The sequence below is a fragment of the Pseudomonas sp. JL3 genome, assembly GCF_031570575.1.
In the GTDB taxonomy this organism is placed as follows: domain Bacteria; phylum Pseudomonadota; class Gammaproteobacteria; order Pseudomonadales; family Pseudomonadaceae; genus Aquipseudomonas; species Aquipseudomonas cucumis.
In genome coordinates, this window is sequence record NZ_JAKWJK010000027.1 from 22,793 (window position 1) to 42,269 (window position 19,477).

General features: G+C 57.8%; 19 protein-coding genes, 2 tRNA genes and 3 pseudogenes. 17 read left to right on the forward strand and 7 right to left on the reverse strand.

Annotated features, from left to right (window positions below; all coding sequences use genetic code 11):
• The first annotated feature begins 33 nt into the window (after positions 1 to 33).
• The 8 genes from modA (at position 34) to MMG91_RS27450 (ending at position 5,447) form a co-directional block, all read left to right on the forward strand.
• A complete protein-coding gene (gene modA / locus MMG91_RS27415; RefSeq protein ID WP_310661298.1) occupies positions 34 to 801 on the forward strand; it encodes a molybdate ABC transporter substrate-binding protein in 768 nt (255 codons plus the stop codon).
• Complete coding sequence (modB, locus tag MMG91_RS27420) at positions 802 to 1,482, forward strand: molybdate ABC transporter permease subunit (RefSeq protein WP_305501858.1); 681 nt, start codon at positions 802 to 804, stop codon at positions 1,480 to 1,482.
• Positions 1,483 to 1,485: 3 nt separating this feature from the next.
• Positions 1,486 to 2,565 (forward strand): molybdenum ABC transporter ATP-binding protein, encoded by a 1,080-nt coding sequence (modC, locus tag MMG91_RS27425; protein WP_310661299.1) that lies wholly within the window; start codon positions 1,486 to 1,488, stop codon positions 2,563 to 2,565.
• 98 nt (positions 2,566 to 2,663) lie between these two features.
• Positions 2,664 to 3,701 (forward strand): DNA topoisomerase IB, encoded by a 1,038-nt coding sequence (locus MMG91_RS27430; RefSeq protein ID WP_310661300.1) that lies wholly within the window; start codon positions 2,664 to 2,666, stop codon positions 3,699 to 3,701.
• Between the two features lie 69 nt (positions 3,702 to 3,770).
• Positions 3,771 to 4,028 carry a hypothetical protein gene (locus tag MMG91_RS27435; RefSeq protein ID WP_305445536.1) on the forward strand — a complete coding sequence of 86 codons (258 nt, stop codon included), beginning with the start codon at positions 3,771 to 3,773 and terminating at the stop codon, positions 4,026 to 4,028.
• A 129-nt stretch (positions 4,029 to 4,157) separates the two neighbouring features.
• Positions 4,158 to 4,388 carry a hypothetical protein gene (locus MMG91_RS27440; protein WP_008012835.1) on the forward strand — a complete coding sequence of 77 codons (231 nt, stop codon included), beginning with the start codon at positions 4,158 to 4,160 and terminating at the stop codon, positions 4,386 to 4,388.
• A gap of 302 nt (positions 4,389 to 4,690) precedes the next feature.
• Positions 4,691 to 4,975, forward strand: coding sequence for a hypothetical protein (locus MMG91_RS27445; RefSeq protein WP_310661301.1), 285 nt, complete (start codon positions 4,691 to 4,693; stop codon positions 4,973 to 4,975).
• A 46-nt stretch (positions 4,976 to 5,021) separates the two neighbouring features.
• A complete protein-coding gene (locus MMG91_RS27450; RefSeq protein ID WP_305445540.1) occupies positions 5,022 to 5,447 on the forward strand; it encodes a hypothetical protein in 426 nt (141 codons plus the stop codon).
• Between the two features lie 141 nt (positions 5,448 to 5,588).
• Here MMG91_RS27450 and MMG91_RS27455 read toward each other — a convergent pair.
• The 3 genes from MMG91_RS27455 to MMG91_RS27465 form a co-directional block, all read right to left on the reverse strand.
• Positions 5,589 to 5,675 (reverse strand) — tRNA-Leu (locus tag MMG91_RS27455).
• A 196-nt stretch (positions 5,676 to 5,871) separates the two neighbouring features.
• Positions 5,872 to 5,945: transfer RNA gene (locus tag MMG91_RS27460), tRNA-Cys, on the reverse strand.
• A gap of 293 nt (positions 5,946 to 6,238) precedes the next feature.
• Positions 6,239 to 7,144 (reverse strand): AraC family transcriptional regulator, encoded by a 906-nt coding sequence (locus MMG91_RS27465; RefSeq protein ID WP_310661302.1) that lies wholly within the window; start codon positions 7,142 to 7,144, stop codon positions 6,239 to 6,241.
• A gap of 323 nt (positions 7,145 to 7,467) precedes the next feature.
• Between MMG91_RS27465 and MMG91_RS27470 the strand changes: the two genes are divergently transcribed.
• Both MMG91_RS27470 and MMG91_RS27475 read left to right on the forward strand, forming a co-directional pair.
• Positions 7,468 to 8,778, forward strand: a complete 1,311-nt coding sequence (locus MMG91_RS27470) for a sugar ABC transporter substrate-binding protein (RefSeq protein WP_310661303.1) — start codon at positions 7,468 to 7,470, stop codon at positions 8,776 to 8,778.
• Positions 8,779 to 8,865: 87 nt separating this feature from the next.
• The gene (locus MMG91_RS27475) at positions 8,866 to 9,639 is read left to right on the forward strand and encodes an L-iditol 2-dehydrogenase (protein WP_310661304.1); all 774 of its coding nucleotides are present in this window, start codon (positions 8,866 to 8,868) and stop codon (positions 9,637 to 9,639) included.
• Positions 9,640 to 9,670: 31 nt separating this feature from the next.
• Here MMG91_RS27475 and MMG91_RS27480 read toward each other — a convergent pair.
• From MMG91_RS27480 to nirB, 4 genes and pseudogenes are all read right to left on the reverse strand, one after another.
• Positions 9,671 to 9,853 (reverse strand): annotated as a pseudogene (locus tag MMG91_RS27480) (methyl-accepting chemotaxis protein); the annotation flags it as partial.
• 64 nt (positions 9,854 to 9,917) lie between these two features.
• Positions 9,918 to 10,358 (reverse strand): CBS domain-containing protein, encoded by a 441-nt coding sequence (locus MMG91_RS27485; protein ID WP_305445616.1) that lies wholly within the window; start codon positions 10,356 to 10,358, stop codon positions 9,918 to 9,920.
• Positions 10,359 to 10,389: 31 nt separating this feature from the next.
• Complete coding sequence (nirD, locus tag MMG91_RS27490; RefSeq protein WP_310661305.1) at positions 10,390 to 10,776, reverse strand: nitrite reductase small subunit NirD; 387 nt, start codon at positions 10,774 to 10,776, stop codon at positions 10,390 to 10,392.
• The gene (gene nirB / locus MMG91_RS27495; protein ID WP_310661306.1) at positions 10,776 to 13,337 is read right to left on the reverse strand and encodes a nitrite reductase large subunit NirB; all 2,562 of its coding nucleotides are present in this window, start codon (positions 13,335 to 13,337) and stop codon (positions 10,776 to 10,778) included. Before nirB ends, nirD begins: the two co-directional genes overlap by 1 nt.
• A gap of 402 nt (positions 13,338 to 13,739) precedes the next feature.
• Between nirB and MMG91_RS27500 the strand changes: the two are divergent.
• The 7 genes and pseudogenes from MMG91_RS27500 to MMG91_RS27535 form a co-directional block, all read left to right on the forward strand.
• Positions 13,740 to 14,047 (forward strand): annotated as a pseudogene (locus MMG91_RS27500) (ABC transporter permease); the annotation flags it as partial.
• A pseudogene (locus tag MMG91_RS27505) lies at positions 14,021 to 14,443 on the forward strand (TOBE domain-containing protein); the annotation flags it as partial. The pseudogenes MMG91_RS27500 and MMG91_RS27505, both read left to right, overlap by 27 nt.
• Positions 14,444 to 14,885: 442 nt before the next feature.
• On the forward strand, positions 14,886 to 15,365 hold the full coding sequence (locus MMG91_RS27515; RefSeq protein WP_310661307.1) for a hypothetical protein: 480 nt from the start codon (positions 14,886 to 14,888) through the stop codon (positions 15,363 to 15,365).
• Positions 15,366 to 16,035: 670 nt separating this feature from the next.
• The gene (locus MMG91_RS27520) at positions 16,036 to 16,641 is read left to right on the forward strand and encodes an SCO family protein (RefSeq protein ID WP_305445619.1); all 606 of its coding nucleotides are present in this window, start codon (positions 16,036 to 16,038) and stop codon (positions 16,639 to 16,641) included.
• Positions 16,641 to 17,114: a copper chaperone PCu(A)C gene (locus tag MMG91_RS27525; RefSeq protein ID WP_310661308.1), complete on the forward strand. Its 474-nt coding sequence runs from the start codon at positions 16,641 to 16,643 to the stop codon at positions 17,112 to 17,114. The genes MMG91_RS27520 and MMG91_RS27525 overlap by 1 nt, the downstream gene beginning before the upstream one ends.
• A 175-nt stretch (positions 17,115 to 17,289) precedes the next feature.
• Complete coding sequence (locus tag MMG91_RS27530) at positions 17,290 to 18,261, forward strand: TerC family protein (protein WP_310661309.1); 972 nt, start codon at positions 17,290 to 17,292, stop codon at positions 18,259 to 18,261.
• A 144-nt stretch (positions 18,262 to 18,405) separates the two neighbouring features.
• Positions 18,406 to 19,332, forward strand: coding sequence for a bifunctional methylenetetrahydrofolate dehydrogenase/methenyltetrahydrofolate cyclohydrolase FolD (locus MMG91_RS27535; protein WP_310661310.1), 927 nt, complete (start codon positions 18,406 to 18,408; stop codon positions 19,330 to 19,332).
• Positions 19,333 to 19,477: the final 145 nt, after the last annotated feature.

Below are 19,477 nucleotides of genomic sequence, written 5' to 3' on the forward strand. Positions count from 1 at the left end.
TAGCGTTTCACTCGCCTGCCACGGAGCCGTTTCATGACCATTCGTGCCTCACGTTTTGCCCCCACGTGCTTGTTCACTGTGTTCACTGTGTTCGCTTTCGGCTCCGCCCAGGCGGATGAAGTCCAGGTCGCCGTTGCCGCTAACTTCACCGCGCCAATCCATGCCATCGCGGCCGATTTCGAGAAAGATACCGGGCACAAACTGGTCACTTCCTTTGGTGCAACCGGCCAGTTCTACACCCAGATCAAGAACGGCGCGCCGTTCGAAGTGTTCCTCTCGGCAGACGACACCACCGCGCAAAAACTCGAGGCCGAAGGCGACACGGTCAAAGACTCGCGCTTCACCTACGCGATCGGCACCCTGGCGCTGTGGTCGGCCAAGGACGGTTACGTCGACGCCAAGGGCAAGGTGCTGAGCGACAATCAGTATCAGCATCTGTCCATCGCCAACCCGAAAGCCGCCCCGTATGGCCTGGCCGCCACTCAAGTGCTGGCCAGGCAGGGCCTGACTGACAAGGTCAAAGGCAAACTCGTCGAAGGCCAGAACATCACTCAAGCCTACCAATTCGTCTCTACCGGGAATGCAGAGTTGGGTTTCGTCGCCTTGTCGCAGATCTACAAAGACGGCAAAGTCACCAGCGGTTCGGCCTGGATCGTCCCGGCCGATCTGCATGACCCGATCAAACAAGACGCGGTAATACTCAACAAGGGCAAGGACAACCCGGCCGCCAAGGCGCTGGTTGACTACCTCAAAGGTCCGAAAGCCGCCGCTGTCATCAAATCCTACGGTTACCAACTCTAAATGACGCTATCGAGTGCCGATTATTCCGCCATCTGGCTGACTCTCAAACTGGCGTCCCTGACGACCGTGATCCTGTTGGTCATCGGCACTCCGATCGCGTTATGGCTGTCGCGCACGCAGTCCTGGCTGCGCGGCCCGATCGGGGCGATCGTCGCCCTGCCCCTGGTGCTGCCGCCCACGGTGATTGGCTTTTATTTGTTGCTGGCGCTCGGCCCGAACGGCTGGATCGGTCAGTTCACCCAATCGCTGGGCCTTGGCACCCTGACCTTCAGTTTTGCGGGGTTGGTGATCGGCTCGGTGCTGTATTCGATGCCGTTCGTGGTCCAGCCGCTGCAGAATGCCTTTTCTGCCATCGGCACTCGCCCACTGGAAGTGGCTGCAACCTTGCGCGCCAATCCTTGGGACACGTTCTTCAGCGTGATTGTGCCGCTGGCCCGCCCCGGTTTCATCACCGCGGCCATTCTCGGTTTTGCCCATACTGTCGGCGAGTTTGGTGTGGTGCTGATGATCGGCGGCAACATTCCCGACAAGACCCGTGTGGTCTCGGTGCAGATCTACGATCACGTCGAAGCCATGGAATACGCCCAGGCTCATTGGCTGGCCGGGGCAATGTTGGTGTTCTCCTTTGCAGTATTGCTGGCGCTCTACTCCAGCCGTAAAACCAAAGCGGTCTGGAGCTGATCGATGATTCACACGCGCTTGAAACTGAATTATTCGGGATTCGCCCTGGATGTGGACCTGCAACTGCCCGGCCGCGGAGTGACGGCGCTTTACGGCCATTCCGGCTCGGGCAAAACCACCTGCCTGCGTTGCATCGCCGGTCTGGAACAGGCCGAGCAGGGTTTTATTCAGGTCAACGATGAAGTCTGGCAGGACAGTGACAAGGGGATTTTCGTCCCGCCACATAAACGCGCCTTGGGTTACGTTTTCCAGGAAGCCAGCCTGTTCCCACATTTATCGGTGCGGGCCAATCTGGAGTTCGGCCTCAGGCGCATCCCTCGTCAACAGCGCCGGGTCGACATGGCCCATGCCACTGAGTTACTGGGGATCGGCCATTTGCTGGGCCGTGATCCGCAGAACCTTTCTGGCGGCGAACGCCAGCGGATCGGCATCGCTCGTGCCCTGCTCACCAGCCCGAAGCTTCTGCTGATGGACGAACCGCTGGCGGCGCTCGATACCCAGCGTAAAAACGAAATCCTGCCGTATCTGCAACGGCTGCACGATGAACTGGACATCCCCGTGCTGTACGTCAGTCATTCCCAGGATGAAGTCGCGCGGCTCGCCGACCACCTTGTCCTGCTCAGTAACGGCAAGGCTTTGGCCAGCGGCCCCATCGGTGAAACCCTGGCCCGGCTCGATCTGCCGCTGGCGCTGGGCGACACCGCCGGTGTGGTGATCGAGGGACACGTCAGTGCCTATGACGCCGACTATCAGTTGTTGACCTTGGAACTGCCCAACACGGACCTGAGCATTCGAGTCGCTCATTCACCAATGGCTGAAGGCCAGGCACTGCGCTGCAAGGTCCAGGCACGGGATGTCAGCCTCAGCCTGCAAGGCGTAGAGCACAGCAGCATCCTCAATCGCCTGCCGGTCACGGTGATCAGTGAAATCGGCGCCGATAACGCCGCTCACGTACTGATTCGCCTGAACGCGGCCGGCACACCGCTGTTGGCGCGGATTACCCGCTATTCCCGGGATCAATTGGGCGTGCACCCCGGACAGCAACTCTGGGCGCAGATCAAAGCGGTGGCGGTGCTGGCATAAAATCTGTCGGCACTCTCTAGGCATTCTCTAGGCACCCTGCCAGCGGTGCGCGGTCAATGGCATAACGACCCATGATTCGTCGCCCAGGATTGCCCGCCATGCCCGATACCGCGTTGCCCGATGTTCTGCCGTCCGACCTGCATTACGTCGATGACAGCCATCCCGGCATTACCCGCAAGCTCCTGCGTGGCAAGTTTTGCTACTTCGACCCGGCGGGTCAGCGCATTACCGATCCGGATGAAATCAAACGCATCAACGCACTCGCGGTGCCGCCCGCCTACATCGATGTATGGATTTGCCCTGACCCGCGCGGCCATCTGCAAGCCACCGGCCGCGACGCTCGCGGCCGCAAGCAATACCGTTATCACCCGCGCTGGCGGGAAGTGCGCGATGCCGACAAATACTCGCGCTTGCGGGACTTCGGCCTGGCCCTGCCGAAACTGCGCAAACAGCTTGAAACTCTGTTGGCGGCGCCCGGCTTCAGCCGCGACAAAGTCATGGCCACGGTGATTACCTTGCTCGATGCGACGCTGATCCGGGTCGGCAACACGCAATACGCCCGGGACAATCGCTCCTATGGCCTGACGACCCTGCGCAACCGTCATGTCGAGGTCAACGGCAGTGCGATTCTGTTCCAGTTTCGTGGCAAGAGCGGCATCGAGCACCAGATCACCGTCAAAGACCGGCGACTGGCGCGGATCATCAAGCGTTGCCTGGAGATCCCCGGGCAAAACCTCTTTCAGTATCTGGACGAAAACGGCGAGCGGCACACCATCAGTTCCTCCGACGTCAACGCCTACTTGCAGACGCTGACCGGCGCCGATTTCACCGCCAAGGACTACCGCACCTGGGCCGGCAGTGCGCTGGCGTTGGCGGTGCTGCGCGAGTTGCAGTGGGAATCGGAAGCCGACGCGAAGCGGCATGTGGTGGAAATGGTCAAGAACGTCGCCCGGCAGCTGGGCAATACCCCAGCGGTTTGCCGCAAGTGCTACATCCACCCGGCAGTCGTCGATGGTTTCATGCGGGGCGCCTTATCCGAACTGCCGCGATCGAGGGGGCGCAAAAGGCTCAGGGCCGAAGAAGTCGCGTTGGCAGTGCTTCTGGAGAAGCTTATCGAGACGGCCGAAACACCGTGAGATCTCTTTGAGTTGGACTAAACCGACGAACTGACCTGTCCGTTTTTTGCATGATCGCAAAGGGCTTCTATGCTTGATCTGAATACGAATAGCTTCGGTGACGCCATGGAAGACATTTTCGTTGTGAAACGGTGCAACAAGATCATCATTCATGGTCGCCGGGCCGGAGAACCCGATCACCCGCCACCCGACGCTGCCGTCTGGTATCGCATCACCGATACCCGCACTCGCGGTTTCATCGGTGACGGCTTCGATCTTGAAGAGGACGCCGCACGCGAATGTCGGCGGCTTAACGCGAGATCGCAGGTATCGTCCCCGCTGGCCTGAGCTGACCTCTTTTATTTCCGGGTCTATACTCAAAGGAGCTGAAGGATCAGCGACCCATCGGCAGAAAGCTCGCTCCCCGCGGGCTTTTTGTTGCCCTTTACCCGATTTCTTTGAACGGAGGTGTATGTCATGTCCGAGAAAGAGTCCATCACCACCCTGCTCACCCTGCTTGACTCCCGTCAGGCGCGCCTTGCCGCTGCGTGCAAGGAAATCGCCGATTGGGTTGATAATCAAGGGGGGCATCCGACAGCCCTCAGGATTCGCGATCGTCTGAACGACATCGAAAAAGACACGCCGCAGATTCGCAGCGCGCTGTCTTCACTCAAACCTGTCGAGCCGCCGCTGCCTCGTTTCAGATGAGTCGACCAAGGTACTCAAGCCAAGGACAGAGCCCGAGTCAGGACGCCTGATCGGTGACATCATCGTCACCAGGCTTATCCCTGTCTGCGCTACACACCAACCCGGTCAAGTTTGCCGGGCTTTTTTTGTTTGCGCCCTTGCTCATTTCACACCGTCTTCACAATTCCCCCTCTACAGTGCACCCACTCCTTTCAAGAAATCCCCTGGCCCGCCCGCATGCGGGCCTTTTTTTGCCTGCTATATAACGAACGAACGCCCTCGCCCATCTGTCGAACGATTACATATCAAGAAGGAGATACCTCATGGTCACTCACTTCAAAGTCGGCGGGCACCTGGCTTGCGGACACAAAGGCAGCAACCTGACTTCAAGCAGCATACTGACCCGCGTCAAATGCAGAAGCTGCCGCAACACCGATGCGTTCAAAGAAGCGCGCAAAGCCGAACGCAACGCTGCACGTCGGGCCGCACGCAAGGCCAAAGTCGTCCACACCGTCACTGACTGGCGCGCAGCCTGGACCCAGCGGCTGATAGAAATGCCCGGACTGCAAAGATTGCCGCGTGGTTTCACCGGCCAGCCATTCGTGTAGCTGACTCCCAGATCCCCGCATGGGGCGCTAAGGAGAGGAAATACCGATGAACAGACTTCTTCTGCTTCTGATCGTCTGCCTGTGCCCCATGTGGGTGATGGCCCAAGGGTGCGACGTCAAGACCCGATCCCAAAGCCCTTCAGTTCCCGTGATCGAAACACATTCCTGCTATGAGTACGAAGGCATGCCCGTGGACTCTATTGATTGGTCCTGCAGCAACGAGAGCAAGGAAATGCTGACCAGCACCAAGAAAAAAGTCGCACAGTGCGGCGATCGCTATCGGGCCACCTGCCTGGGCACATTGACTCCAGAGGCGCTGGCCAACCCTCAGTCCATCAGCAAAGACAAGAACAGCAAACCGCTGAACATTCCCGACAATGCCCAAGTCATCACGTATTACTACAGCATCGAGAACCTGCCGCAGGCCAAGATCGATTGCGAAACCGGTGGTGGGAAATGGACGGAGAAGTAGCAGTTTGATGTGGATCTGTAGCAGCTGCCGAAGGCTGCTACAACGCGGGTGTCGCGGATGAAATGCTTAACCGACTGGCACCGAGGGGGCAGAAACGACAAAGGCCTGCATGAGAAACCTCATGCAGGCCTTTGATAAATATGGTGCCCGAAGCCGGAATCGAACCGGCACGCCCTTACGAGCGGGGGATTTTAAGTCCCATGCGTCTACCAGTTTCGCCATTCGGGCGGTAGCGCGGTAAAGCGGTCTTAAAACTAACCAATAACGAGGCTGGCAGTTCTGACCCTTGTGCAACAGAGGGGGAAATATATACATCCCGCCCCGGTGAAGCAAGTTCGCAAAGATCCTTTTCAAGACTAAATCTTGCAGGGCTGCGAAAATAAAAAAGCTCCGTAGATCATGGATCTACGGAGCTCGTTTAAAGTGGAGGCCGAAGTCGGAATCGAACCGGCGTAGGTGGATTTGCAATCCACTGCATAACCATTTTGCTATTCGGCCTCAAACATCTGATGTCAGTAGCACAACATCAAACGTGTAAACTCGTATCTGGAAACAAGATTCTAATCTAGCTTCCAACCCTTTGAAATCTAAGGGGTTTTCGTGTTCCCTAAGCAGGAATGGACGCAATTCTGGACTGGTTCGAAAGGCATGTCAAGAACTCGAGGAAAAAAATTCGAGATGCGCGATCGCCAATAGCCGATCGCTTTCGAGCCTAACACTTCAGCGCCACAAAAAACGCTACCTGTCGCAAGATAAGTGTCGGCTTTTGTGCCCGAAAAGATCGCAGCCTTTCAATGACTGACCGCCACCACCCGTTGCAACCGCTGCCGATATTGACTGGGCGTCTCTTGCATTTCATGGCGGAAGTGTCGATTGAAATTCGACAGGTTGGCATACCCCACTTCAAAGCAGATATCCGCAACACTGAAGCTGCTTTGCGCCAGTAAACGGCAGGCACGCTGGACGCGCAGTTTGCGCGTCAGGTCGACGAAGGTGTGGCCAGTGGCGCGTTTGAAGAATTTGGAGAAGGCCGGTTCGTTCATGTCCAGGCGCTGGGCGATGACGGACATCCGCAGCTCATCCGCGAGATCGTTGAGGATGTAGTCGAAGACAATGCTCATGCGCTGGGCCGTCAATGCGTCGAGCATCGGCGCATATTGCAGGCTGGCAAGTGTCTGTTTTTCACTTTCGGGCGCCGATGCCAGCAACTGCAACAACGACAGGAACAGGCATAACCGCTGCAATCCTTGGCACTGGCCCATGTCTTCCAGCAGTCGGGCCGCTTTCTTGCGGGTAGCGCCATGAAACTGGATGCCTTGGGCCGCCTGGCGAAACAGGTTTTGCAATTCGCTGAGTTCAGGGATCTTGTCGCGCAGTTGCATCAACATCTGACCATCGAATTGCAACACGACGTCGCGCCCGGCAATCACCTCCCCTTTGCCCAGGTCACTGATCCAGTCGTGTGGCAGGCCGGGGCCGATCAGGGCGACATGGCCGGCTTCGAACAGACCGATGTAGTCACCGGCCAACAGTCGTCCGCTGCCTTCGCGGATCAGGTGGATCTCGAATTCCGGATGATGGTTCCAGCGAGCAAGGTCGAAGGGATAGTCATGCTCATACCAACGAAAGCTGTGCTGGGGCTCGTTCAGAATGACTTCAAGCGCTGGCGGCTTGTCTGCGGTTACGTGATGGTTCATCACCCTGGCGATTCCATTTTTGTTGGTTTTATCAAGGCTACCGCGAAGCCCGGGACGAGTCGAAGCTGATTCGAAACGCCAAGGCGCTGTTATCAGATTCACCCTAAACAGACGGCAAGCCTAGCGCGCTGTATGGCGACCACTGATACTTTTTTTCCATGCTCCTGCGTGGTTAAAAAAGTATCAGTGGCACGTATGCCGTTCATTTGTTCACCGCTTGGGTTGCTGTAATCCTGTGGTCATCCCGTTGCGGCGATGACCCGCACCGTGGATTACAACAACAATAAGAGCCTCTGCCGCCAAGGCGCAGAGCGGAGAACACGATGAAGATCATTCCAAGCGCGTTTTTTCTGTCCGCCGGCCTGTCCTCTGCCCTGCTCTGCCAGGCTGCCGAAACGGTGACCATCGCCACTGTGAACAACAGCGACATGATCCGCATGCAGCGGCTGTCCAAAACGTTCGAACAGTTGCACCCGGACGTGAAGCTCAACTGGGTGGTACTCGAAGAGAACGTGTTGCGTCAGCGCCTGACCACCGACATTGCCACCCAGGGCGGTCAATTCGACGTGCTCACCATCGGCACTTACGAAACACCACTGTGGGGCGCCAAGCATTGGCTGGAACCGATAAAAGACCTGCCCACCAGCTATGACCTCGCGGATATTTTCCCCTCGGTTCGTCAGGGACTGTCGGTCAACGACACCCTCTACGCCCTGCCGTTTTATGGCGAAAGCACCATCACCTATTTCCGTACCGACCTGTTCAAGGACGCCGGCCTGACCATGCCCGAGCACCCGACCTGGACGCAGCTTGGCGAGTTCGCCGGCAAGCTGCATCAGCCGGATAAAGAGCAGTATGGAATGTGCCTGCGCGGCAAGGCCGGTTGGGGTGAAAACATGGCCCTGCTGACGACCATGTCCAACGCTTTTGGTGCGCGCTGGTTCAACGAGCAGTGGCAGCCGCAACTCAACGAGCCGGAATGGACCGCCGCCGCCAACTTCTACGTCAACACCCTCAAGCAGTACGGCCCGCCGGGTGTTTCGAGCAATGGCTTCAACGAGACGCTGGCGCTGTTCAACAGCGGAAAATGCGCGATCTGGGTCGATGCCAGCGTCGCGGGCTCCTTCATCACCGACACCACTCAAAGCAAGGTGGCCAATAAGGTCGGCTTCGTCGCGGCGCCCACGCAAGTCACCGACAAAGGTTCGTCCTGGCTCTATGCCTGGTCGCTGGCCATCCCGGCGACGTCCAAACACAAGGAAGCCGCCAAAGCCTTTGTGACTTGGGCGACCTCCAAGGAATACATCCAACTGGTCGCCGAGAAGGATGGCATCACCAACGTACCGCCGGGCACCCGCATGTCCACCTACAGCGACGCTTATTTGCAGGCGGCACCCTTCGCCGGTGTCACGCTGAAAATGATGCAGAACGCCGACCCAGCGCACCCGTCAGTCCAACCCGTGCCCTACGTCGGTATCCAGTACGTGACCATTCCTGAGTTCCAGGCCATCGGCACGTCGGTCGGCAAGCTGCTGTCTGCGGCGCTCACCGGGCAGATGCCGGTGGAACAGGCTCTGGCATCGGCCCAGCAGGCCACCGAACGCGAGATGAAGCGCGCTGGTTATCCCAAGTAGTAACGGCAGGGGGGCTTCGCAGACTGACGACCGCATTTAACGCCCTCAACGGGGCGTCTCTATAGCTCTTACGAATGGATGGAAAAAATGAAACGTCTAGAAGGAAAAAGCACCCTTATCACCGGTTCTGCCAGAGGCATCGGGAGAACGTTCGCGCAAGCCTATATCCGTGAAGGTGCTACGGTTGCGATCGCAGACATCAACCTGGAACGGGCGCAAGCCAGCGCAACCGAGTTGGGGCCAAATGCCTATGCAGTCGAGATGGACGTGACCGACCAGCAATCGATCGACGGTGCCATCGCGGCGGTCATCGCCACCGCAGGCAAGCTCGATATCCTGATCAACAACGCGGCCCTGTTTGATCTCGCGCCGATTACGGAGATTTCTCGCGACAGCTACGAACGGCTGTTCTCGATCAATGTGTCCGGGACTCTGTTCACGCTACAGGCCGCAGCCAAACAGATGATCCGCCAGGGCCACGGCGGCAAAATCATCAACATGGCCAGTCAGGCCGGTCGACGCGGTGAAGCGCTTGTCGCGGTGTATTGCGCGACCAAAGCAGCAGTGATCAGCCTCACGCAATCGGCCGGTCTCAATCTCATTTCCCATAACATCAACGTGAACGCCATCGCGCCGGGCGTGGTGGATGGTGAGCATTGGGATGGTGTCGATGCACTGTTCGCCCAATATGAGAACCGGCCGCTCGGGGAAAAGAAAAGGCTGGCGGGTCAGGAAGTACCCTACGGACGCATGGGCACGGCAGATGATCTTGTCGGTATGGCGATCTTCCTGGCATCAAACGAGAGCGATTACATCGTGGCGCAGACTTATAACGTCGATGGCGGCAACTGGATGAGCTGACTGGCCCCGAGGAACAGGGCCAGCCAATGCCTCAAAGGCGAAACCGATCCACCGACTGCGAATCATCGGTGGTCGAGGCGGTCTGGTTGATGACCTTGCTGTTGCCTTCGGACATGCCGGCAATCATTTCCACCTGATGGACGATTTCATTGCTGGCCAGGCTCTGCTCACCGATCGTGCGGCTGATGTCATTGACCAGTTCAGTGGTGTTGAGCTGAACGCGGTATTGAACGTGCCGAGTTGGCGTTTTGATCTTGTGAGTCGGCAACGCAGAGTTCTCAGTGGCCGCGAATGTAGTGCTCCAGTTGCCGAATCAAATCGGCCTGCTCGACGATGGCTTCCTTGACCAGATCGCCAATCGACAACAGCCCGATCAGTTCGCCGCTCTCCAGCACGGGCAGATGGCGCAAATGACTGTCGGTCATGACCTCCATGCAACGCTCGATGCTCTGCAGGCTGTCGGCGGTCACCACCGGCGCGCTCATGATCTCACGCACCGGCGTGCCGACCGAAGAACGCCCCTGGAGCACGACCTTGCGCGCATAGTCGCGCTCACTGATGACGCCGACCACCTGCCCGCCTTCGATGACGGGCAACGCGCCGACGTTTTTCTCGGCCATCATTTTCAGGGCATCGAGGACCATCTGGTCCGGTGCGATGCTGTGCACCTGCTGGTTTTGCACGACTTTCAGTTTGAGCAACTGTGCGGCTGTCTTCATCAACGTTCTCCGATACGGTTCAGGGCCGCAATCAAGCCGCCGCGACTTCCACGACGCCGGCGTTCAGGCGCACCGGCCATACGCGCAGGCGCTGCTCCGGGTACTCCAGGCAACTGCCGTCTTCAAGACGAAAATGCTGTTTGTAGATTGGTGACGCCACCACCAGATCACCCTTGAGGCTGCCGATCAGTCCGCGGCCGATGACGTTCGCGCCGGATTGCGGATCATGGTTGTCGATGGCGTAAAGGGTGCGACCCTCGGCCTGCGGCAGGTAGAACAGCGCCACCTGCGCGCCGTCGAGCCAGACGACGACGCCGGAGTTGCTGACCAGATCCTGCTGACTGCACACCGCCTGCCAGGCGTGAACATTGGCGGCCGTGGCATGGGCGTTGACACGCTGGGTATTGGACTGACTCATCAGGCATTCTCCTCGGTGACAGGGATAAGGTTGAGTTCGGCGGCCATGATCGGCCGACGTTGACCGCGTTCCTGAACAAAATGAATGTCCGGGTCCGGGCGTTGATCGTTGACGAAGGTGCGGAAGCGCTTGAGTTTTTCCGGGTCCTTGAGGGCATTGGCCCATTCGCATTCGTAGCGGTTGACCACCAGTTGCATCTGCGATTCGAGTTCCGCGCCAAGCCCCAGGCTGTCGTTGATGATCACGTCCTTGAGGTAATCCAGGCCGCCCTCCAGGCTTTCGCGCCAGACCGAGGTGCGCTGCAATTTGTCGGCGGTGCGGATGTAGAACATCAGGAACCGGTCGATGTAACGGATCAGGGTTTCATCGTCCAGGTCGGTGGCGAACAGCTCGGCGTGGCGCGGGCGCATGCCGCCGTTACCGGCCACGTAGAGGTTCCAGCCGTTTTCGGTGGCAATCACACCCACGTCTTTGCTCTGCGCCTCGGCGCATTCACGGGTGCAGCCAGAAACAGCGAACTTGAGCTTGTGCGGCGAGCGCAGGCCTTTGTAGCGATCCTCGAGGGTCAGGGCCATTTTCACGCTGTCCTGTACGCCGTAACGGCACCAGGTGCTGCCCACGCAAGACTTCACTGTGCGGGTCGATTTGCCATAGGCGTGCCCGGTTTCGAAACCGGCCTCAATCAGCTCGGACCAGATGTCCGGCAACTGATGCAACTGCGCGCCGAACAAGTCGATCCGCTGGCCGCCGGTGATTTTGGTGTAGAGGTCGTATTTCTTCGCCACCACGCCAATCGCAATCAGCTTGTCGGCGGTGATCTCGCCCCCGGCGATGCGCGGCACTACCGAATAGGTACCGTTTTTCTGCATGTTGGCCATGAACGTGTCGTTGGTGTCCTGCAACGGCACCAGCGAGGCGTCCATGATCGGCTGGTTCCAGCACGAGGCGAGGATCGAGCCCACCGCCGGTTTGCACACGTCGCAACCGGTGTGGCCGCGACCGTGCTTGGCCAGCAGTTCTTCGAAAGTGATCACCCCTTCTACCCGCACCAGCGCATAAAGCTCCTGACGAGTGTAGGCAAAGTGTTCGCACAGGCTCTTGTCGACGCTGACGCCGCGAGCAATCAGTTCATGCTCGAACACTTGCTTGAGCAGCCCCGCGCAACCGCCGCAACCGGTGCAAGCCTTGGTCTGAGACTTGAGCAGGCCGAGGTCGGTGCAGCCACCGTCGATGGCCGAGCAGATCGAACCCTTGGTGACGTTATGGCACGAGCACACTGTCGCCGATTCAGGCAACGCGCCCGGGCCCAGGGTTGGCGCGCCGGTGGACGACGGCAGAATCAGGCTGGCCGGTTCCGACGGCAAGGCAATGCCGTTCTGCATGTATTGCAGCAGGGTGTCGTAATAGCTGTTGTCGCCGACCAGCACCGCGCCGAGCACGCGCTTGCTGTCAACATCCACCACCAGGCGGCGGTAGCTGGCCGTGGCTTCATCGATGAATTGATAGCTGCGCGCACCCGGCGTCTGGGCGTGAGCATCGCCGATGGAGCCGACATCGACGCCGAGCAGTTTGAGCTTGGTCGACATGTCGGCGCCCTGGAACGGCTCCGCCACTTGATTGCACAGCAGCGTCGCGACGCCACGGGCCATTTGATAGCCGGGGGCGACCAGACCGAAGAGGCTGCCATTCCAGGCGGCACACTCGCCGATGGCGTAGATGTTCGGATCGCTGGTCAGGCACTGATCGTCAATTACCACGCCGCCACGCGGCCCGATGTCCAGCGCACATTGGCGGGCCAGCGCGTCTTGCGCGCGGATGCCGGCGGAGAACACGATCAGGTCGGCTTCGAGAAATTCGTCATTGGCAAAATTCATCCGGTAGCGGTACTGCTCGCCGGCACTGATCGACTGCGTGCCCCGGGACAGGTGCACACTGACGCCGAGCCGTTCGATTTGCGCCTTCAATGCCAGGCCACCCTGCTCGTCCAGTTGCACCGGCATCAGGCGCGGGGCAAATTCCACCACATGCGCTTCCAGGCCCAGGCTTTTCAGGGCGTTGGCGGCTTCCAGACCGAGCAGGCCACCACCGACTACTACGCCACGCTGGGCATTGGCTGCCGCGGCACGAATCGCGTCGAGGTCCTCAAGGGTGCGATAGACCAGGCGCGAGTCGCCTTCTGCACCTTCAATAGGCGGAACGAAAGGATAAGAACCGGTGGCCAGAACCAGTTTGTCGTAAGCGATGCAACCTTGTGCGGTGATCACCTGGCGCCGGGCGCGGTCGATTTCCAGCACCGGCACGCCCAGATGCAGGGTGACGCCCGGCGTCTGGTACAGAGAGGCTTCGCCCAAGGCCAGCGACTCGGCATCGCGACCGCCGAAATACTCGGACAGATGCACCCGGTCGTAGGCACGCATCGGCTCTTCGCTGAAGACATGCAGGCGGTAATGGTCGAGGGCGCCGCGCTCGATGAGCTGCTCGACACAATGATGTCCGACCATGCCATTGCCGATCACGATCAGTGTTTGCAGTTTGTTCAACGCGGCAACATTGGAATTCATAGTAAGCACCCAGCCAAAGCCAATCACGGTTAAAAAAGCAAAAAAAAACGCCTGAAACCTTTCGGTTCCAGGCGTCTTTGCCTGTTCTTCGCGGTGTTCGACCTGGCGCCTTCGCCTGATCCACCGATGTTGCCCACGACCTGCTCGGCCGGTCGATCTTCGTTGATCGACGGGGCGGCCCACTGCGTGGACCTTGATCGATCTAATGCAGCGTTTGTGCCAGTTGCGCATCGAGCGTCCTGGAACGCCTTTTCAGTGAGGATTTATAGGGGCCTGACATGATTTCCCTGCGAATCACCGAGGCCCGGGACTATTCGGTTTTTGCCTTGGCATAGTGCAGGCCGACTGCAGTGAGCTTCATAAAAGTGCATACACCTTAATGAATAGATGTGCCAATTGCAGAACCTCATCAACTCGCTGAAGCTGTTCGATCAGTCGATCGAGGATGTCGCGGTGATCTGCGGTGCCCCGCGCCTGCAAGCGGTGTTCAAAGTGACCTTTCCGGCGATTCGTCCGGGCATGGTCGCCGGTGCTCTGTTCGCCTTCCTGGTTTCCTGGTTTCCTGGTTTCCTGGTTTCCTGGTTTCCTGGGATGAAGTGGTGCTGAGCGTGATGATGGCCAGCCCGGGCCTGCAAACCCTTCCGGTAAAAATGTGGACCACCCTGCGCCAGGACCTAATGCCTTCGCTCCTTGGCAACTCCAACTTTCTCAAGCACAAGGCCCAAGGCAACGCAGTGGCTATGTTTGAAGGCTGGTCGCTGTCGATTCGTCTGACCGCAGGGTTGCAAACCGATCAGGATGTATTGCTGATTGTGCGCCCGGAAAAAGCTCTGGCCCTGAATGTCGACCAGGCCCGTCAGGAACCACTGATGGCGGGCTGGAACGAAGTCGCAGCCACAGTCACTGAAGTACTTTTCCTTGGTGAAAGCTAGACTTGCAGCGTAGTGACCTTGGGCGGCACGTCCATGACAGTCAAGGCGCTATCCGCTGCGGGCATGCCGCTCAAGGTCAGTGATCCGGTGCGCGTGCGCTGGGCAACTGCGGATACTTGCGTTTATACCGAATGGGCTGAAAGCGATCTGAACAAGGCCGCTGGCGTGCATTGATGCGAAAGCCATCCGCCACCTCGACGTGCCGAGTGACTGTACCGACGGGCATCACCAACATCGGCATGCCGGTCGGGATAGCTCTCCCCGGGCGCTCCTATGACGATTCGACACTTATTGCGACTGGTGTCGGCGTCTGAAGCGATTGGGTCAAAGTGGTTGGTCCCGTCTCGTACCCTGCCGCTGTCCCTTGGACATTATTCGCCTATGGTCGACCGGCTGGAACCGATTCCCGCGAGAGGAAGGGTGCCGCGAAATGTTTGCGCAGCACCCGTGCGTTATCCAAGAGAAAAGTTTCCTGCACACTTTTTAATGTTGCGCAACTGACAACTCTGTCAGTTGTTCCGCCCAAAAATAACGATTACCGTCATGATTAGATGGCCTGAACCAAGGCCATCTAACTCGCAACAAACTCATATTGATTATCCAAGGGTCTCGCATCATGAAAAGCACCGACCATATCGAGCTCGGCATTGATAAAAATTTTAATTTTCTTCTACCTGCACAAAAAAATCCAGAGAACACATATTACAAAGCGACCTTTTCACCAAAACATCCATCCATCGGAGAAAAACATGAATCAACCAATTGCTACTACCAATCTTTAACTTCAAAAAACGTGAGTCTCATTGGGCAAAACTTATCCGGATCCGACCCGTGGATTCGGCAAATTGCAATTGTTATTCCCCGAACTTTCAAGGATGGCACACACTTTATACTCCCCGAGGAAAATGGTGAAATATTTGCGGCTATCGCTGCGGATGGGGAAGTATCCTACGCAACTGAGGGCGAAGTCACTTTCGAACGAGACAACTCTAACCAAACGATTACAGCAAGATTCCAATTCAAAGCAACACAAAATGGAGTTCTATATAACGTACAAAATGGAGAGCTTCGCCTAATAGCTACCGGCCCACTTTAAGCACCACTACCAGACAATATAAAAAAAGCACAACCTCAACACATTAAAGTTGCCAAGCGAGGCAAAAATCTGGATCCGCTGCGCTTGGCGCAGTCTTCCCTATCAAAGCCCCACATAACTATTCTTCACCTCAAAATGACAACGAAAATGTTATTTAAATACCACCAGCGATACAAACACAAGACTCGCCGAAAAGTCATCAGCAACACTGCGCAAATAACGAGTTATTGATAAAGAATAATCTATTTTTCTTTTACCGCAATCCTCCCGCTAGTGTGCTGTTTTAGAAATAGTTTGCCTGCCAATCCGTGAGACCATCGTCTTACAGGCTGGTTCTGGATCACATTAATACGCCTGAGTAGGTATGGGCTGTTGTGGTGAGTGAGTTACTGACGCAGGGTTGTGAGTGATCCTTTTTTGGGGCCGCTGCGCAGCCCAACGGGGGCAAGCTCACTCGCCACAGGTTCCTCGGTGCCATTCGGGCAAGTGTTGCCTTCAGCAGCACCGCGTATTGCATTTGCCACGGCCGAGGCCGCGACCTTTTGGCGCATACCGGCAGGCCATCGATTGAGCGCCACAGGGCAACAGTTTGTTAACATCCGTGCGCTTTTTTTCGTCTGATTGATCAGCCACTGTAGATTCCCGGTCGCTACACAGGATGCTTTTTTCCATGAGTACGTTGTATACCCGTCGCACGGTCCTGCAAGGCATGAGCCTGTTGAGCCTTGGCCTGCTCGCCGGCTGCGATGACAGCAGCAAGCTGTCGTTCAAGTACGGCAAGGACCTCAGCGACAAGATCATGGGGCGTACCTTCAAACTCAAGGACGCCCAGGGCGAGTACCGGATGCTGGGCAACTATCGGGGCCTGATGCCGATGATCTTCTTCGGCTTCACCCAATGTCCGGCGGTCTGCCCGACGACGCTGGCCCGTGCGGCACAGGCGAAAAAACTGATGGGCCGCGATGGCGAACGCCTGCAAGTGATCTTCATCACCCTGGACCCCGAGCGCGACACACCGGAAATGCTCGACAAATACGTCAAGGCCTTCGACCCGAGTTTCGAGGCGCTGCACGGTACGCTGGAAGAAACCGCCGCCACCGCCAAAGAGTTCGGTGTGTTCTTTGAAAAGATCCCGAGCGGTTCGACCTATACCCTCTCCCACACCGCGACCAGCTTCGTTTTCGACTCCCGAGGCAATTTGCGCCTGGGGCTGTCCGCGTCCCTTACCGCTCAAGAGTGTGCAGAAGACCTGCTCACCGTCATGGAGGTCTGCTGATGACTTCGATCTACGCACCACGTATTAAACAGCTGACCCTGGGCCTTTTCCTGATCGGCATGGCCTCGCAGGTGTCTGCTCAAACCCAGGTGAATGACGCCTGGGTTCGTGCGACGGTGGCCGGCCAGCATTCGACCGGCGCCTTCATGACCCTGCAGGCCGACAGCGACAGCAAACTGCTCAGCGTGCAGTCGCCGGTCGCGAACACCGTGCAAATTCACCAATCCAGCATGAAAGACGATGTGATGAGCATGAGCCAGGTCGAGTCCGTCGCGCTGCCGGCCGGCAAACCGGTGAGCTTTGATCCCCATGGCTATCACATCATGCTGATGGACCTGACGACTCAGGTTAAGGAAGGCGACAAAGTACCCCTGAACCTGACCGTGGAAAACGCCAAGGGCGAAAAGGAGACGATCAAGGTTGACGCCGAGACTCGGGCGCTCGGCATGCGGGATCACAGCAAGATGCATTGAAAGGCTCCATCCCGGCCTGTCTGATCGCCGGTGTTGCGGTGGTGTTCGGAGAACCATCAGCGACACTTCGTAAATAACGAATTATTGGTAAAGAATATTCGATTTTTCTTCGCTGCAATCTCCCCGCTAGCATGACTCTGTCGGCTCCAGAGCAAATCTAGACAGGGAGAACGACATGCAACCCTTGAACATCGGTGAACTCTGGATGTGGTTCGCCTTCATCGTCTTCGTTCTTGCCATGCTGGCCGTGGATCTGTTTGTCTTCGGCGGGCGCAAGGCGCATCGGGTATCGGTGCGCGAGGCGTCGTGCTGGGTGATTACCTGGTTCGCGCTGGCGCTGGCTTTCGCGGGATTACTCTGGTGGTATTTGAATGGTGAGTTTGGGCCCGAGATCGCCCAACGTAAAACCCTGGAATTCCTCACGGGCTATCTGATCGAGCAGTCGCTGTCGATCGACAACATGTTCATCTTCGTGATGATTTTCGGCTACTTCGCCGTGCCGCCAGAGTTGCAGCGCCGAGTGTTGCTGTACGGTGTGCTCGGGGCAATCGTGATGCGTGGGGCGATGATCTTCGCCGGCGTGTGGCTGGTGTCGCAGTTCGCATGGCTGCTGTATGTGTTCGGTGTGTTCCTGATCATCACCGGGATCAAGATGCTGGTATTCGCCCATCAGCAGCCTGACCTCGATAAGAACCCCTTATTGCGCTGGATACACAGCCATCTGCGCGTCACCAACGGGTTTCATGGCGAGCGTTTTTTTGTAATGCAAAACAGTCGGTACTGGGCGACGCCGATGTTTCTGGTGCTGGTGCTGATCGAGGCCAGCGACCTGATGTTTGCGGTCGACAGCATCCCGGCGATCTTCGCCATCACCACCGATCCGTTCATTGTGTTCACGTCGAACATCTTCGCGATCATGGGCCTGCGTGCCCTGTACTTCCTGCTGGCCAACATGGCTGACCGCTTCCACTTGCTCAAATACGGTTTGGCGATCGTGCTGGTGTTCATTGGCGCCAAGATGACGCTGATGCCGTGGCTTCACATGCCGGTTGAATGGTCGCTGGCCGTTGTTGGCGGGATCATTCTGACTTCGGTGCTGTTGAGTCTGATCTTGACCCGCAAGGAGGATCAGATGCGATCCCTGTAGCTGTCGAATGCGATCTTTTGTCGTACTTGCCCTCACCTGATAATCTGAGCCCCCTTGCCTGCATGTCTCTGATGGATCATCGGCGCGCAAAGACGCCGCGATGATCACTTCACCCCCCACTCAATCAAGACAACGGTGACTCTTTTGACCAGCAGCACCCCTGCATTTGCCCGCGATATCGACGGCAAAGCCATTTCTGCCCAGGTTCTCGACGAGGTCCGGGAAGAGGTTCTGGCCCTGGCCAGCCAGCAGATCTATCCCGCCCTGGCGGTCCTGTTGGTCGGCAACGACCCGGCCAGCCACGTTTATGTGCGCAATAAACTGCTGCGCGCCAAGGAAGTCGGCATCCGCTCGCTTGAATACCGTCTTCCGGAAACCGCCAGCCAGGCTCAGGTACTGGAACTGATTGCACAACTCAATGCCGATCCCGCGGTGAACGGCATCCTTGTGCAACTGCCCTTGCCGGATGCTATCGACGAGGCGGCAGTGATTCATGCCATCGACCCGATCAAGGACGTGGACGGATTTCATCGGGAAAACGTCGGCGGGCTGGTGCAAGGCTTCGAGGTTTTGACCCCGTGCACCCCCAGCGGCTGCATGCGCCTGCTGCGCGAGACCTGCGGTGATGACTTGAGCGGCTTGCACGCGGTGGTCATCGGTCGTTCGAACATTGTCGGTAAACCGATGGCGACCTTGCTGTTGCAGGCCAACTGTTCGGTCAGCGTGGTGCATTCGCGCAGCGTCGATGCACCGGCGTTGTGTCGGTTGGCGGATATCGTTGTCGCGGCGGTGGGACGGCCAGAATTGATCGATGCCAGTTGGCTGAAGCCCGGCGCGGTGGTGATCGATGTCGGCATCAACCGCATCGCCAGCGAGTCCGGCAACCGTCTGGTGGGCGATGTCGACTACGCCAGTGCCCGCACCGTCGCCCGTGCGATCACCCCGGTGCCCGGCGGCGTCGGGCCGATGACCATTGCCTATCTGCTGAAAAACACCCTGATCGCCAGCCAGTTGCAACGCGCGGCGCTGGCCCGCGGGCAGCAGTCTGTGGACGACCTCGCGTTGAACTGAGCATTGATCTGATCCCAAAATCAGGATTGGTGTACAACTTTTTGGGGGGCAGATCAACCTGGAGCGAGGCTTGCCCGCGAAGTTTTTGGCGTACTTGAGAACGCCTTCGCGGGCAAGCCTCGCTCCTATGTATGGACTCGCCCCT

Coding starts and splice junctions, on each gene's coding strand:
- modA (WP_310661298.1), top strand. CDS start 34: ATGACCATTCGTGCCTCACGTTTTGCCCCCACGTGCTTGTTCACTGTG.
- modB (WP_305501858.1), top strand. CDS start 802: ATGACGCTATCGAGTGCCGATTATTCCGCCATCTGGCTGACTCTCAAA.
- modC (WP_310661299.1), top strand. CDS start 1,486: ATGATTCACACGCGCTTGAAACTGAATTATTCGGGATTCGCCCTGGAT.
- MMG91_RS27430 (WP_310661300.1), top strand. CDS start 2,664: ATGCCCGATACCGCGTTGCCCGATGTTCTGCCGTCCGACCTGCATTAC.
- MMG91_RS27435 (WP_305445536.1), top strand. CDS start 3,771: ATGCTTGATCTGAATACGAATAGCTTCGGTGACGCCATGGAAGACATT.
- MMG91_RS27440 (WP_008012835.1), top strand. CDS start 4,158: ATGTCCGAGAAAGAGTCCATCACCACCCTGCTCACCCTGCTTGACTCC.
- MMG91_RS27445 (WP_310661301.1), top strand. CDS start 4,691: ATGGTCACTCACTTCAAAGTCGGCGGGCACCTGGCTTGCGGACACAAA.
- MMG91_RS27450 (WP_305445540.1), top strand. CDS start 5,022: ATGAACAGACTTCTTCTGCTTCTGATCGTCTGCCTGTGCCCCATGTGG.
- MMG91_RS27465 (WP_310661302.1), bottom strand. CDS start 7,144: ATGAACCATCACGTAACCGCAGACAAGCCGCCAGCGCTTGAAGTCATT.
- MMG91_RS27470 (WP_310661303.1), top strand. CDS start 7,468: ATGAAGATCATTCCAAGCGCGTTTTTTCTGTCCGCCGGCCTGTCCTCT.
- MMG91_RS27475 (WP_310661304.1), top strand. CDS start 8,866: ATGAAACGTCTAGAAGGAAAAAGCACCCTTATCACCGGTTCTGCCAGA.
- MMG91_RS27485 (WP_305445616.1), bottom strand. CDS start 10,358: ATGAAGACAGCCGCACAGTTGCTCAAACTGAAAGTCGTGCAAAACCAG.
- nirD (WP_310661305.1), bottom strand. CDS start 10,776: ATGAGTCAGTCCAATACCCAGCGTGTCAACGCCCATGCCACGGCCGCC.
- nirB (WP_310661306.1), bottom strand. CDS start 13,337: ATGAATTCCAATGTTGCCGCGTTGAACAAACTGCAAACACTGATCGTG.
- MMG91_RS27515 (WP_310661307.1), top strand. CDS start 14,886: ATGAAAAGCACCGACCATATCGAGCTCGGCATTGATAAAAATTTTAAT.
- MMG91_RS27520 (WP_305445619.1), top strand. CDS start 16,036: ATGAGTACGTTGTATACCCGTCGCACGGTCCTGCAAGGCATGAGCCTG.
- MMG91_RS27525 (WP_310661308.1), top strand. CDS start 16,641: ATGACTTCGATCTACGCACCACGTATTAAACAGCTGACCCTGGGCCTT.
- MMG91_RS27530 (WP_310661309.1), top strand. CDS start 17,290: ATGCAACCCTTGAACATCGGTGAACTCTGGATGTGGTTCGCCTTCATC.